At 67.0% G+C, this 13876-nt stretch carries 10 protein-coding genes; 2 read left to right on the top strand and 8 right to left on the bottom strand.

Features of this window, described 5'->3' with window-relative positions:
• Positions 1–68 precede the first annotated feature (68 nt).
• The 5 genes from atzF to G6R19_RS00585 all read right to left on the bottom strand — a co-directional run bounded on the left by atzF (position 69) and on the right by G6R19_RS00585 (position 8877).
• Positions 69–1934, bottom strand: a complete 1866-nt coding sequence (gene atzF / locus G6R19_RS00605) for an allophanate hydrolase (protein ID WP_163161318.1) — start codon at positions 1932–1934, stop codon at positions 69–71.
• Positions 1931–5740 (bottom strand): urea carboxylase, encoded by a 3810-nt coding sequence (gene uca / locus G6R19_RS00600; RefSeq protein ID WP_163162802.1) that lies wholly within the window; start codon positions 5738–5740, stop codon positions 1931–1933. The genes atzF and uca overlap by 4 nt, the downstream gene beginning before the upstream one ends.
• Positions 5741–5754: 14 nt before the next feature.
• The gene (locus tag G6R19_RS00595; protein WP_163161316.1) at positions 5755–6432 is read right to left on the bottom strand and encodes an urea amidolyase associated protein UAAP2; all 678 of its coding nucleotides are present in this window, start codon (positions 6430–6432) and stop codon (positions 5755–5757) included.
• A complete protein-coding gene (locus tag G6R19_RS00590) occupies positions 6429–7310 on the bottom strand; it encodes an urea amidolyase associated protein UAAP1 (protein WP_163161314.1) in 882 nt (293 codons plus the stop codon). Before G6R19_RS00590 ends, G6R19_RS00595 begins: the two co-directional genes overlap by 4 nt.
• A gap of 64 nt (positions 7311–7374) precedes the next feature.
• A complete protein-coding gene (locus G6R19_RS00585; RefSeq protein ID WP_163161312.1) occupies positions 7375–8877 on the bottom strand; it encodes an amino acid permease in 1503 nt (500 codons plus the stop codon).
• A 227-nt stretch (positions 8878–9104) separates the two neighbouring features.
• Between G6R19_RS00585 and G6R19_RS00580 the strand changes: the two genes are divergently transcribed.
• The gene (locus G6R19_RS00580; RefSeq protein WP_163161310.1) at positions 9105–9776 is read left to right on the top strand and encodes a TetR/AcrR family transcriptional regulator; all 672 of its coding nucleotides are present in this window, start codon (positions 9105–9107) and stop codon (positions 9774–9776) included.
• A gap of 74 nt (positions 9777–9850) precedes the next feature.
• The gene (locus tag G6R19_RS00575; protein WP_163161308.1) at positions 9851–10687 is read left to right on the top strand and encodes an alpha/beta hydrolase; all 837 of its coding nucleotides are present in this window, start codon (positions 9851–9853) and stop codon (positions 10685–10687) included.
• 77 nt (positions 10688–10764) lie between these two features.
• On the opposite strand, the gene G6R19_RS00570 is transcribed toward G6R19_RS00575, so the two are convergent.
• The 3 genes from G6R19_RS00570 to G6R19_RS00560 form a co-directional block, all read right to left on the bottom strand.
• Positions 10765–12243 carry a DHA2 family efflux MFS transporter permease subunit gene (locus tag G6R19_RS00570; RefSeq protein WP_163161306.1) on the bottom strand — a complete coding sequence of 493 codons (1479 nt, stop codon included), beginning with the start codon at positions 12241–12243 and terminating at the stop codon, positions 10765–10767.
• Between the two features lie 191 nt (positions 12244–12434).
• Positions 12435–13001: a type 1 glutamine amidotransferase domain-containing protein gene (locus G6R19_RS00565; protein WP_163161304.1), complete on the bottom strand. Its 567-nt coding sequence runs from the start codon at positions 12999–13001 to the stop codon at positions 12435–12437.
• Between the two features lie 195 nt (positions 13002–13196).
• Positions 13197–13787 carry a TetR/AcrR family transcriptional regulator gene (locus tag G6R19_RS00560; RefSeq protein WP_163162800.1) on the bottom strand — a complete coding sequence of 197 codons (591 nt, stop codon included), beginning with the start codon at positions 13785–13787 and terminating at the stop codon, positions 13197–13199.
• Positions 13788–13876: the final 89 nt, after the last annotated feature.

The raw sequence follows: 13876 nt of genomic DNA, 5'->3' as shown, positions 1-13876 counted from the left end.
TCCAGATATGCAGGGCTAAAGTGCCTCGAAGTCTGCATATCTGGACAAAAACTCCAAGGAAAGGGCGGTCAGGTGCGCTCTCCCCTGCTAAATCCGGCAAGGGCCGCGTCCCCCAGGTTCTGCCACAGACTCCGCACCTCCTGCTGCTCCTCTCCGCCTGCCGGCCCGGTCCGGCCTGCGAGCCAATCGCCATAGCGGGTGATGTCTTTCCCGCCTGCAGCAGCGACAGCATCACAGGCGAATCCGACGGCCGTAGAACCGTCCGAAAGTTCCACTGACCCCAGCAGCATGGGTTCGGGGAGGGAAGCCAGGAAAGAGCCCATCCCCGCTTCGGACAACAGCCACCGCTCCCCCACCAGCTCCGCGCCGCCGTCGTCCGAGCGGTACACCCCCGGCTTCGGCGGCACGGTGTCCAGGGACACCATGCGGTAGCGGGCCGCCGTACGCACCGGGCCGTCCCACGCCGCTCCAAGTTCCTCCAGTTGCGGCGCCAGCGGCTGGCCCTTGCGGTGCGCGCCCACCACTACCAGGGGTACGGCGGCGGCCCCGGCGGTCACCGGCCAGGGGAACGACGGCGCATGGCCGGCAGGCTGCCCGGCTGCCGGCGCCGCCCCCTGGGCGAAGAGTGCAGGAACGTCCGGGGTTGCCTCCAGCAGGCGGGCGATGTCGGCGGCAACAGCGTCCTCGAAGGTCCTGCCCACCACGGTCACACCGAACTGGGCACCGTCCACTTCACCGGCGGGCACAGCCACCGCGCACAGGTCGAACAGGTTGCAGAAGTTCGTGTACGTGCCCATCAATGAGTTCACGCCCACAGGGTCAGCGGCTACCTCGGCGAGGGTGGGATGGAAGGGCGCGGTGGGGATCAGCAGGGCGTCGAACCCTTCAAGCTGCGCCATCGCCTTTCGCTTCAGTTCTTCCAGCTTCGCGGTGTCGTTGACGTAGCGGTGGGCGGGCACCGTGCCCGCTGCCCGGATGATGCGTTCCACCGTGGGATCAATGCCCGCCTGGGTGTCCGCATCGGCACCGGCTGTTTCAAGGAAACTGCCGACGGCGGCATAGCGCTCCGCCACCAGCGCGCCGTCGTACAGCAGCCGGGCGGCCTCGAGGAAGGCACCAAAGTCGATGGCTTCCGTGTCCAGTCCCATAGCCCGCAGCCGGTTGATGTTCCGTTGGAATTCCGCTGCCCAGGCCTCCGGCAGTCCCGGCAGGGTTGCCGGATACGCAATCCGCGGTTTTTCCGGCGCGGCCAGCCGGATGTCCGCCGGCCAGGCCCGGGCTCCTCCCGCCATGACTCCCATGGCAAGCTCGGCGGTGGACAGGTGGCGGGCGAAGATGGTGACGGCGTCCCAGGACCGGCAGGCCGGAACCACGCCGGCCGTGGACACGACATGCAGCGTTGGTTTGATGCCCACGATCCCCTGCAGCCCCGCGGGCACGCGGCCTGATCCTGCCGTGTCCGTTCCAATGGCAATATCCACCAGCCCCAAGGCCACGGCCACCGCGGAGCCGGAACTGGAGCCGCCGGAGATAAAGTCCGGGCGGCGGGAGTCGCGGACTGCACCATGCGGGCTTCGGGTGCCTACAAGGCCTGTCGCAAACTGGTCGAGGTTGGTGGCCCCCAGGACGAGGGCACCGGCTGCACGGAGGCGGGCCACTGCTTCGGCGTCCTTCTCCGGTTGGTAGGCAAACCCGGGGCAGGCTGCCGTCGTTGGGATCCCTGCTACGTCAACGTTGTTCTTGACGGCGAGAAGGAGCCCGGCAAGCGGCAGGTCCGCGCCACCGGCAGCGGCCGTGTCAATGGCGGCGGCGTCGGCCAGCAGTTGGTCCGGACTACGGAGGGCGATCCAGATCTCGGGGCGGTCCACTGCGTCCAATGCGGCCAAAGCGGCCTGGACCCGCCTGGTGGCAGCGCCGATGGTTGCCGGGCTCATACCGCTGCCTCTTCCAGTTCTGGTGCTTCCAGCTCCTGTGTTTCCCGGGCTGCGCCAGGCGTTACGGGTTCGGTTTCGGCATCCAGCCCACCCAGGATCACCACCGCCTCGCCTGCAACCACCTGCGAGCCCGCAGTTGGCAGGACCTGCAGCACCACGCCGTCGCACGGCGCTTCAAGCACGGTTTCCATCTTCATGGCCTCCAGGGAAACCAGCGGTTGGCCCTGCACCACCCGGGCTCCGGCCGCCACGTCGACTTTCCAGACACTGGCAGCAAACGGTGCGGAGACAAGGGATCCGCCCTCAGGAACGACTACCTCGTCTGCCACCGGTGAGACGACGGCGGCAAGGGCGTCCGCGCGGTCGAACTCGCCGGCGTCGGCCCAGGCCTGCCGCTCCACCGCGAACGCCGCGCCCTGCTTCTCCCGGAACGCCGCGATGGACTCCCGGTTTTCCTCGAGGAACACCTCGTGTTCAGCCAGCGAGAACGTGCCGTCCTCGATTTCCACTCCGCGGCCCCTGCCGGCGGCCATGTCCGCCCGCAGGTCCAGGAGTTCCTCGGGGCTGACCGGGTACCAGGAGATGCGGTCGAAGAAACGGAGCAGCCACGGCGAGCCCGGCTCAAAGGGGGCGGAGTCGGCGTAGCGCGACCAGACCTGCGTGGTGCGGCCCACGAACTGGTAGCCGCCGGGCCCTTCCATGCCGTAGATACACATGTATGCGCCGCCGATGCCCACCGCGTTCTCCGGTGTCCAGGTGCGGGCCGGGTTGTATTTGGTGGTGACCAGGCGGTGGCGTGGATCCAGCGGGGTTGCCACCGGGGCGCCAAGGTAGACGTCGCCGAGGCCCAGGACCAGGTATTCGGCGTCGAAGACGGTGTCGAACACCTCGTTGACGGAATCCAGGCCGTTGATCCGCCGGATGAATTCGATGTTCCAGGGGCACCAGGGGGCGTCGTCGCGGACACCTGCCATGTAGCGTTCGATCGCTTCACGGGTGGCGGGATCGTCCCAGGAGAGCGGCAGCCGGACGGTGCGGCTGGGAACCACCAGCTCCGAGCTCGCCGGCAGCGCGGCCTCAACGTCCTGGACGAGGTCCAGCAGGCGCTTCGCGGACAGGACGGATGGATCCACCTTGATCTGCAGGGAGCGGATCCCGGGGGTGAGGTCCACGACTCCCGGCACGCGGAGCTGCTCGAGGTGCTGGTGCAGCGCGTGCACCCTGGCCCGGAGCCCAAGGTCCAGGACCATCTCCCCGTACTCGACCAGCAGGTTGTCGTCCCCGGACCGGCGGTAGGTGACCGCGGGCCTGCCGGAACCTTCCGGCACGCGGCCCAGCACGCCGTCGTCGCCATCCCCCCGGGCAGTGCGGCTGGCAGGTGCCGACGCCTGGGTGCCTGCTGCCGTGAGCCGGGAGATATCCGCGGACCAGCCTGCGCCGCCCGGCAGCACCAGCTGCCGGCCCGGTCCCAGGTCCTTGGCCGACGGCGCCTGGCTCACTGGAATGGGTACGAAGCGGACTTTGTCGCCGGGCCGAAGCTGGCCGAGCTTCCAGCGGTCCGCGGTGACCACCGTGACCGGGCAGACGAACCCGCCCAGGCTGGGCCCGTCGGGACCGAGCAGGATGGGTGTGTCCCCGGTAAAGTCCAGGGCTCCCACGGAATACGCGGTGTCGTGGATGTTGGACGGGTGCAGGCCGGCCTCGCCGCCGTCGGTCCGGGCCCAGCGCGGTTTGGGGCCGATGAGCCGGACACCGGTGCGGGCAGAGTTGAAGTGGACCTCGTATTCGGAGGCGTAGAGCTCCTCGATGTCCTCGCGCTGGAAGAACTCCGGTGCGCCGTGCGGCCCTTCCGCCACGGTCAGTTCCCAGGTTGAGGTCAGGGCAGGCCGGCTGTCCAGCGGGACGGCCGCCACCGTCGCTTCTTCACCATTTGCGGGTCCGGAGACGGCCGGGGCAACTGCGCGGAGCACGTCGCCTGCGCGAAGGACCCGCCCGGCATGGCCGCCGAACTGCCCGAGGGTGAAGGTGGAGGCGCTGCCCAGGTACTGCGGGATGTCCAGGCCGCCCTGGAACAGGATGTAGCCGCGGAGCCCGTTGCCGCCGGCGGTCCCGACGTCGAGCGTTCCGCCCGCCGGGACCGTGACGGGTGCCCACGTGGGCACCTCCGTCCCGTTAACTGTCACTGTTACCTCAGCGCCGGTGACGCAGATGGTGGTGCGGTGTGTGAAGGTCAGGCTGGGGCCGGTCATGGTGAACTCCAGCCCGGGAGCACCCTCCGCGTTGCCGAGGGCGTTGTTGCCGAGCCGGAAGGACAGGTCGTCCATGGGTCCGCTGGGCGGTACGCCGATCTGCCACAGCCCTGCCCTGCCGGGCCAGTCCTGCACGGTTGTCTGCAGGCCGGGGCGGCCCACGGTGATGCGCGGTTCCGGGTCCCCCACGTTGTCCAAAGTGCTCGTCGAGTGCTGTACGGCACGGACCACGTCCAGCCCGGTTGCGGCGCGGAGCAGGCCGAGGTTGGTCTCGATTCCGTCGATGCGGGTGCCGGCGAGCGCGGCGGCGAGCCGGTCAAGGGCTTCGGCCCGGTCCGCTCCGGCGGTGATGATTTTGCCCAGGAGCGGATCGTAGTTGGTGGAAACCTCGGTGCCGGTCTCGGCCCAGGCGTCCACGCGGACATCCCCGGACGCGGGATAAACGGCGTTGGTGACGGTGCCGGCGCTGGGCTGGAAGCCGCGGGCTGGGTCCTCTGCGTAGACGCGTGCTTCCACGGCGTGGCCCGATACCGGCAGGCTGTCCGGTACTTCCGCGAGGACCGTTGCGGCCCCGGTGCCGCCCTGGGCCAGGCGGAGCATCCACTCCACCAGGTCCACACCGGTGACGGCCTCGGTGACGGGGTGCTCTACCTGGAGCCGGGCGTTGACTTCGAGGAAGGAGGCCTCGCGGCGGACGGAATCGTAGACGAATTCCACGGTTCCGGCGGAGCGGTAGTTGAGGGACGCGCAAAGGGCGCGGGAGCTGCGGTGAAGTTCCTCGCGCAGCTCCTCCGGGAGGTCCGGTGCGGGCGCCTCCTCGAGGACCTTCTGGTGGCGGCGCTGGAGGGAGCAGTCACGGTCACCAAGGCTGACTACCCGGCCTTCGCCGTCGCCGAAAATCTGGACCTCAACGTGCCGGGCGTTTTCGACGTACCGCTCGGCGAACACGCCGGCGGTGCCGAAGCTGGCGCCGGCCAGGCGGGCCACGCGCGGAAAGCTTTCTACGAGTTCGGCCTCCGTGCGGCAGACCGTCATGCCGATTCCGCCCCCACCGCCGGTGGCTTTGAGCATCAGCGGGAAGCCAATCGCGGGGGCTGCTGCGACGGCGTCGTCCACGTCTGCCAGCAGCCCGGACCCGGCGATCATGGGCACTCCTGCCGCCCGCGCGGCATCCCTGGCGGTGTGCTTGGTGCCGAAGATGCGGAGCTGTTCTGCGGTGGGTCCCACAAAGACCAGGCCCGCGGCCTCGACTGCTTCTGCGAAGGCGGCGTCCTCGGACAGGAAGCCGTAGCCGGGGTGGATTGCTCCTGCTCCGGTGGTCCTGGCCGCTTCCAGCAGCGCATCCACGCGGAGGTAGGACTCCTTCGCCGGTGCGGGCCCGAGGAGCACTGCTTGGTCTGCGAGCCGGACGTGCTTGGCACCGCGGTCCGCTTCCGAGAACACGGCAACCGTCCGAAGTCCCAGCTTGCGGGCGGACTCGATGATGCGGCAGGCGATTTCGCCGCGGTTGGCGATCAGGAGGGTGTCAAAGCGGTTCTGCGTCCCGACGGTGTTCATCGTTTCAGAAGTGCTCACAGGGCTGCCTCCGGACGGGTGACGATCATGCGGACAGGGGTGGGGTTGAAGCCGTTGCACGGGTTGTTGATCTGCGGGCAGTTGGACACCAGCACCAGGGTGTCCACTTCTGCCCGCAGTGCCACGCGCTTTCCGGGAGCGGAGAGTCCGTCCACAATGCCCAGGGCACCGTCCGGGTCCACGGGAACGTTCATGAACCAGTTGATGTTGGACACCAGGTCCCGCTTCCCGAGTCCCCAGCGTGAGCCCTCGATCAGGAAGTTCTCCACGCAGGCGTGCTGTTCGCGGGTGTGCTGCCCGTAGCGGAGGGTGTTTGATTCCTGGGAGCAGGCCCCGCCGATGGTGTCGTGGACGCCCACCTCGTCTGCCACGACGGTCATCAGGGGAACTCCCGTTTCCGCCCGCAGGACCGAACCGGTGGTCAGGACGATGGACTGCTGCCGGGCGATGGTGACGGCGGCGGAGTAACGGACGGTGGGGTCACCTGCGGCGTACAGCAGGCAGTCCACGGCCTGGTTGCCTTCCAGGTCCACGATGGTCAGGACGTCTCCGGCAGAGATCACGGCGGACCAGGGGCCGCGGGCATCGACGAATTTGTCAAGGACCACGGCGCCCGGTGTGAGGGCAAGGTGGCGGGCGTCCGTGATGGGATCGGTGTAAGTGGCGGTGTTCATCGGGCGTTCCTTGCGGTCAGGTCGTGTTCGGTGTTGTGCAGTGCCTGCAGGTGTTCGGGAGCCAGGGGGCCGTTGAGGGTGCCGGCCTCCAGTGCAGCGAGGTCCTGCGGCGAGTGCCAGGCAACGATGTCGACGGCGGTTCCGGTGAAGTCCGTGCGCGGGTCCAGCGGGTGCGCGGTGTTGGCCAGGACCAGCACCGCGTCCATCTGGAGCAGAAGTTCGACGGCGGCGCCCGGGCCGGCGCTTCCGGTGAAGGTGATGCTGCCGGAAGGGCCAACGCTGACGCCCTTGAACAGGGACAGCGACGGTGCCACGTCGCGGGGACCCAGGCCGCTCTTCAGGGCGCCAAGGGTGAGCAGTTCGCGGGCGGCCGGGGATGCGCTGTGGGCAGTTCCTGCACCGTACCTGGCCGTGTTGCCTTCAAGTGTGGTGGCGCCGGTGAGGGCGTCGTGGCGGGTCGAGCTGTCAGCGACGATCGTGGCCATCAACCGGCCGGCGTCGGAGAGGAGCGGGTGGCCTGCACCTGGGTAGGCCTGCCAGGGAACCTTCACGGTGTCAGCGATGTTGAGCCGTTCGTGCAGGGCTCCGGCGCGGTAGAGGAGGGCATGCACGCAGGCATCCCCCTGGGTATCCGTGAGCCTGATCCTGGTGCCGCGGGCCAGGTTCATGGTGGTGTAACGGCCGAAGGCCAGGGATTCCGCCCAGGAAAGCGCGGCGATGGCGCCTGCAGGAAGGCCCGCTGTCAGGTGTGCCGGGGCAGTAGCAGCCGGAACGAAGCGCATGGTGTCAGCTGTCCTGCCGTGCTGTTCCCTGGCGTGGGCACGGGCGCCGGCGGTGGTGGCCGTACCGGCTGCTGGGCTTTCGGTTACTTGTATCATGTCAGTCCTGTGTTGGTCCGCGTGGTGGTGTTTGTCGGAAAAAGCTGGTGAAGTTCGGGGTGGCTTAGGCGTTGGTGGCCAGGTTCTTGCGCCGGACCCAGAGTCCAAGGAGCAGGACCACCGTCACCATGAGCGGTGCTGAGTAGAGGAGGATGCCGTTTTCGCCGGTGGGGTCGTAGACCTCGGGCCGGGGCCAGGCGAGGTTGACCACCATCAGTGCTCCGTAGAGGACGGCGAGGATGTTGACGGGCAGCCCCCAGCGTCCGAGCGAGAAGAGTCCTGCCGGCAGCGTCTGCCCTACCCGGTTCCAGTCGCCCCGGAGCCTGTTGAGCAGCTGCGGCACGGTGACCAGGAGGTAGGCGATGTAGACCATCACGATGCAGACGCTGCAGAGGGTGGTGAACAGGGCCGCGTTGCCTACGTTGATGGCCAGCACGCCAACAGCCAGGGCGCCGATGACGATCGAGGGCCACATGGGCGTCCCGCGGGTGGGATGGACCGAGGACAGCAGCGCCGACGCCGGGAGTTTCCCGTCGCGTGCCATGGAGAACACCAACCGCGAACCGGCGGTCTGGATGGCAAGGGTGCAGACAAAGATGGCGATGGCCACGTCCACCAGCAGGACTTTGCCCCAGAAGGTGCCCAGGACTGCGGTGAGGACGTAGGGCAGGCCTTCGGTGGCGAGCCGGCCGTCGTCAAGGCTTGGTGCAGCCATCAGGGCGGTGATGATCATCAGTGCTCCGCCGATTCCGGAGATGAGCAGGGCCGAAAGGATGGTGCGCGGAGCGGTACGGCGGGGGTCCTTGGTCTCTTCGGAAAGCTCCCCGGCGGAGTTGAAGCCCACCATGACGTAGGCGGCCATCAGCCCTGATACCAGGAAGGCTCCGACGGCGCCGAGGTCCGAGCCCTGGAGCACGGTGGTGTCCGCAACAACATCGGGCCCGCGCTGCGCGGCGCTGATGAGTGCGAGGATGACGGCCACAACGCCGACGATTTCGCAGGTGACGCCGACGGAGTTGACGTGCGCCATGAGTTTGACGCCGAGGGAGTTGATAATGGTGGTGGCCACCAGCAGCACTGCTCCCAGGATGACAGCGTTGGCGGCGCCGGTCACGGTATTCAGCGCCGGATCACCGCCCACTATCTGGAACCCGTCCCAAAGCTGGGGCAGCACCACCTGCAGGGCGATCGCAGCGGCGGCCGCGGTGACCACTTGGGCGATGGCCATGAACCAGCCGGCGAACCAGCCCACGCCCTCGCCACCCACACGGCGTGCCCACTGGTACACGGCTCCCGACAGCGGGTAGCGGGCGGCGAGTTCGGCGAAGTTCAGGGCCACAAGAAGCTGGCCCACCAGCACCACCGGCCAGGTCCAGAAGAAGGCCGGCCCGGCGAACGAGTAGCCGAAGGCGAACAGCTGGAAGATGGTGGTCAGGATGGACACAAAGGAAAAACCGGCGGCGAAGGAAGCGTAGCGGCCGAGTTTCCGGTGAAGCGTGGGCTCGTAGCCAAGGGACGTCAGGTCCGCATCGTCCGCGTGGACGGTGGGAAGAACGGTTGAAGTCATCGGATTCTCCGGGGGCTGGAACGGCGTTGGGGTGGAGCCTGCCGATAATGCAGCACTCGGCCGATGGCTGCGGAATACCGGTCACTTGATAGTTTTCCAGCGTGATGTCCCCAACGAGTTTCGCCTCTGTAAAAGGCACATAGACATCTTGTTTCCGCTGTATTTCCGTCCCCTCACCTCCAGCCGGAGCGCCGCGAAGGCCCCGATGCGGGTGCAAGAATGATGCGGTGACTTCAGCCGGACCGGGGAGACCCCGCAGCCAACAGCCCTCCAGGCCCGGGGCCACCGCCCGTGACGAAATCCTGGATGCGGCGGCCGAGCTTTTCACCACCCAGGGGTTCGCCAACACGTCCACCCGCTCCATTGCGGATGCCGTGGGGATCAGGCAGTCATCCCTTTACCACCACTTCAAAACCAAGGACGACATCCTCGAAGACCTGCTGGAGGGCACCGTGCTGGGCGGGCTGAAGTTTGCGCGCGCGGTGGCGGCCCTGCCGCCAAGTGAGGCTCCGGCCGGAAGCCGGCTCCACGCCGTCGCGCTCTACGACGGAAGGCAACTGTGCAGCGCCCGCTGGAACCTCGGAGTCCTCTACCACCTGCCCGAGGCCCGCAGCGCGCGCTTCGCCCGTTTCCTCGCAAACCGGCAGGAGCTGCGCAACCTGTACCGGGAGCTGGGAGCGGCGCTGTCCCCCAGTGACCCTGCAGTCGCTTTAGGAGACGATCGGGGCGATCTCGCCTTCCGCCTTGTTGAATCCCTGATTAACCTTCGCGCTGACGGAATGGCGACATCCGGCTCGCCGCTGCAGGCGGCTGATGCCGGGCTTATCCTCTGCGGGCTTGGCCGGGAGCTGACCGCCATTCGCGAACAAAGCGCCGTGCTCATCAAAAGCCTCGGCTGACGGACGTTGTGCGCCCCAGGCGGCTGACGGTGTCCATGGTGCCTGTGTTCAGGTTGCTCGGCTAGGCTCGGAACATGACGCGTGAGAACATCAGGACCCCCGACGGCGGCACTCTGGAGCTCTTCTCCACAGGCGCGGAATTCGCTTCCGCCGGTTCGGGCGTTGTTATTGTCCCGCCCTCAATGGTGACCGCGGCGGACTACACCAGGTTCGCGCAGAAGCTCAGCGCAGCGCTGGGCCGGCCGGTCCACACGTTCAACAGACGGGGCCGGGGCTCCTCGTCGCCGCAGCCGGAGGACTACACCCTCGATGTGGACATCCGGGACCTGGCGACGGTCATGAAGCACACCTCCAGCACGGACGTTTTCGGCCACAGCTTCGGCGGCGCCGTCGCCCTTCACGCCGCCCGTACACTCCCGGTGGAACGGCTCGCTGTCTATGACCCCGCAGTCTCCGTGAACCACAGCGTCAAGGCGGACTGGACCGCCGAGTACGAGCGCGCCGCCGCTGCCGGGGATGACGACCGCGCCCTCGCCGTCCTGCAGCGCGGCCTTGAAGCTGGCGGCGCCTTCTCATCCCGCATGCCGCTTTCCATGCTGACCCTGGCCAACAAGCTGACGGCCGGAACGTCCGAGGGCAGGCAGCAGCGCGAGATGATGAGGACCGGCGTCCGGGAAATCAAGGCGATCATCGCCGCGGACATGCCCGCAGAGCCGTTCCTGGAACTGCCGCTGGAGACCCTGATCGTGGTGGGCGAAAAGAGCCCGGCCTACTTCGGGGTGGCCTGCGGCCAGATCCACGACGTCCTCTCAGGCTCCAGCTACACCATCCTGCCCGGCCACGGCCACGACGGCGTCATCAAAGCCCCGGACCGGCTGATCAAGGAACTCGCGGACTTCTACGCCGGCTGACCCAAGTAAGTAGCGCCAAGTGTCGTTCTGGGCGGTCAAAACGACACTTAGCGCTACTCAGTTGGGCCAGGGGTGGGTCAGTGGCCGGGAGCGTGCCCCGGGGCGGCACCTTCGGTCTTGCGCATCATCGCTGAAAGTACGACGGCGGCGAGGGCTATGACGGTCGCCGTCAGGAAGGCGGCGCTCATCCCGGCGACGAGTCCCGACGTCGCGGAAACGACCGCGAAGATGGACACCAGCAGGGCGGTGCCCGCGGCGCCGGCCACCTGCTGCGTGGTGCTCATGATTGCGGACCCGTGCGAGTAGAGGTGCGGCGGAAGCGGGTTCAGTCCCGTTGTGAACGCCGGAGTGAAGAGCAGTGCCAAACCGAAACTCAGCCCCACGTGAAGGGTGACGATCCACGCCACGGACGTGCCGGCGTCGAGCATTGAGAACTGCCAGAGGGCCAGCACCATGAGGATGGAGCCGGTGATGGTGAGCGGCAGCGGCCCTACCTTATCGAACAGCCGGCCGATGACCGGCCCCAACAGGCCCATCGCCAGGCCGCCGGGGAGGAGCGCCAGGCCGGTCTCCAGGGAGCCCAGGCCGCGAATCTCCTGCAGGTACAGGGGCAGCAGGATGACGCCGCCGAACAGCGCCATCATTGCCACCACCATCAGCAGGACCGAAACGGTGAACATGCGGAATTTGAAGGCGCGCAGGTCCAGCAGCGGGGCTTCGGCCTTCTGCAGGCGCACCTGGCGGAGGACAAATGCCGTGAGGCCGACGACGCCGATCACCAGAGCGGTGATCGCGACGGCGCCGGGGCCGGCCTGGCCGCCGTGGCCGCCGCCGATCTGGCTCAGTCCATAGACCAGTCCGCCGAATGCCGGGACGGTGAGGACAACGGAAAGTGCGTCCAGCTTTGTCTTCTCCACCTCGCCGATGTTGGTCAGGTACTTGGCACCAATGGCAAGGGCGGCGAGGGCCACGGGGAGGACGAACACAAACATAAAGCGCCAGGTGAAGTGCTCAAGGATAAGACCGGAAACCGTGGGGCCCATGGCCGGGGCCACGGAGATTGCGATGCTGACGTTGCCCATCACGGCGCCGCGCTTGGCCAGCGGAACCAGGGTCAGAATGGTGGTCATCAGCAGCGGCAGCATAATGGCCGTACCGCCGGCCTGGACGATCCGGGCCAGCAGGAGCAGCTCAAAGCCGGGAGCTACTGCCGCGAGCGCGGTACCGCCGGCGAACAGGCCCATGGCCAGCATAAACACAGCCCGGGTGGACAGGCTCTGCAGGATGAATCCAGTGGTGGGGATCACCACGGCCATGGTGAGCATAAAGCCGGTGGAGAGCCACTGGACGGTGGGCGCGTCCACCTGGAGTTCCACCATGAGCCGCTGCAGGGCGACGTTCATGATGGTCTCGTTGAGGATCACCACAAACGTTGCCACCAACAGCGTGCTGATGATGGTCACCGATTCGCGGGACATCTTCTCCGGTGAGGAGGGCTTGGTTCCTGCAGCCTTAACGGACTGGCCGCTGGCGTTCGGAGAAACTTCGGTAGACATGCGTGTTCCCTCAGGGAGTTGTGGAAGTGGTGCGCGATCAGCGTCGCTGCAAACTCCAACACTCTACCGCTTGGAGTAATTCCTCCCCGCGGAACTTTTCTTTAACCCTGAGGGAACACTGGGGATTCAGAAAGGGCCGCCGGCGGGCCGATCAGGCCCGCGGGCCGCCACCCGCCCCGGAGGTCAGGCGGTCAGGCGGTCTGGCCGGCGTGCTGGCCCTCCGAGATTTCCTCCACCAGTTTGCCGTTGAAGGCCGGGAGGTCATCCGGGTTGCGGCTGGTGACCAGGCCCTGGTCCACTACCACTTCCTCGTCCGTCCAGTTGGCGCCTGCGTTTGTCAGGTCCGTCTGGAGCGTGTGGTAGGACGTGAGGTTCCGCCCGCGCACCACTCCTGCCTCAATGAGCAGCCACGGTCCGTGGCAGATGGAAGCAACGGGCTTGTGCTGTTCGAAGAAGCTCCGGGTGAAGCTCTGGGCGTCCTTGTCCACGCGGAGATGGTCCGCGTTCACCACGCCGCCGGGAAGGACCAGGGCGTCAAAGTCGGAGGCATTCGCCTCTGCGACTGTTAGGTCGACGTCGAAGGTGTCACCTTTTTCGGTCCCTTTGTACCCCTGCAGCTTTCCGCTCTTGGGGGCCACCAGGAGGGGTTGCCCGCCGGCGTCCTTGACTGCCTGCCAGGGGCTGGTGAGCTCAACCTGTTCGACGCCGTCCGTCAACAGGAATGCGACCTTCTTGCCTGCGATGCTGTGTTCTGACATTCTTTCCTCCTCGCTTGGGGCGGACGCCGCCTGGGCGATGCGCGCGCGGCGGTGCCGCTTCGAGAGTTGTTTGCCTGACAGTTTCCAGCCTAGGAAGGCGGAAAGTAATAAGCAAGCTGAGTATTCCAGGGCATCCTGGTCGTGAGGCTGGGCCGGCACGGGAACATGCCAGTGCCCCGATACCTGATGGTTGGGCTAGCTCCGGTGGTGCTCGATCAGCCAGCCGGCCATCTGCTGCGCGCGCTTGGCCGCCTGCATGTCGCCCTCGGTGGCAGAGATAATCGAGCCCTTCATAAGGATGTGCCAGGACCGGGCAAACTCCTCCGGGCGGGCCAACCCTGCTTCTTCGGCCAGGACCTGCACATGTCCGCGGATCTTTGCGAGGTAATCGATGCTCGCCTGGCCCAGCGGATGGGCCGGGCCCATTTCCAGCAGGACGTTGATGAAGGAACAGGCTTCGAAATCCTCGCGCAGGAACCAGTCGCCAAAGACGTCGAAAATGGCCAACAACTGCTCGGCGGGCGTGCTTCCCCGGCGGCGTGCCTCCGAGACAATCGCATCCACGGTCCATTGCTTGTCCCGCTGTTCCAGGAAGGCAAGGACCAGCGAGTCCTTTGACGGGAAGTGCCGGTAGAAAGTTGCCTTAGCCACCCCCGACCGCTCAATCAACTCATTCACCCCAACGTCCCGCACACCCCGCCGCGAGAAAAGCTCATAGGCAACGGTCATGATCCTGGCAACGGATTTAGCGGTTATGGTCTCTTGAACGGGCGCTTCGGCAACCATGGGTGAAGGAGCCACCGTGGAAGGCGTGGCTGGCGGTATGTGATCCGCCGCCCCGGACGGGGAAAGCTCCGCTTCTGGGTTCATAACAT

The sequence above is a fragment of the Arthrobacter sp. Alg241-R88 genome, from assembly GCF_900537115.1.
Lineage (GTDB): Bacteria > Actinomycetota > Actinomycetes > Actinomycetales > Micrococcaceae > Arthrobacter.
The sequence above is the reverse complement of the archived record's forward strand: the minus strand, read 5'-3'. Positions and strand labels throughout refer to the sequence as shown.

Bases quoted from the DNA above. Each gene is read 5' to 3' on its own strand.
- G6R19_RS00585 (WP_163161312.1), bottom strand. From the start codon at position 8,877: ATGACTTCAACCGTTCTTCCCACCGTCCACGCGGACGATGCGGACCTG.
- atzF (WP_163161318.1), bottom strand. From the start codon at position 1,934: ATGAGCCCGGCAACCATCGGCGCTGCCACCAGGCGGGTCCAGGCCGCT.
- G6R19_RS00565 (WP_163161304.1), bottom strand. From the start codon at position 13,001: ATGTCAGAACACAGCATCGCAGGCAAGAAGGTCGCATTCCTGTTGACG.
- G6R19_RS00590 (WP_163161314.1), bottom strand. From the start codon at position 7,310: ATGATACAAGTAACCGAAAGCCCAGCAGCCGGTACGGCCACCACCGCC.
- uca (WP_163162802.1), bottom strand. From the start codon at position 5,740: ATGAACACCGTCGGGACGCAGAACCGCTTTGACACCCTCCTGATCGCC.
- G6R19_RS00570 (WP_163161306.1), bottom strand. From the start codon at position 12,243: ATGTCTACCGAAGTTTCTCCGAACGCCAGCGGCCAGTCCGTTAAGGCT.
- G6R19_RS00595 (WP_163161316.1), bottom strand. From the start codon at position 6,432: ATGAACACCGCCACTTACACCGATCCCATCACGGACGCCCGCCACCTT.
- G6R19_RS00575 (WP_163161308.1), top strand. From the start codon at position 9,851: ATGACGCGTGAGAACATCAGGACCCCCGACGGCGGCACTCTGGAGCTC.
- G6R19_RS00560 (WP_163162800.1), bottom strand. From the start codon at position 13,787: ATGGTTGCCGAAGCGCCCGTTCAAGAGACCATAACCGCTAAATCCGTT.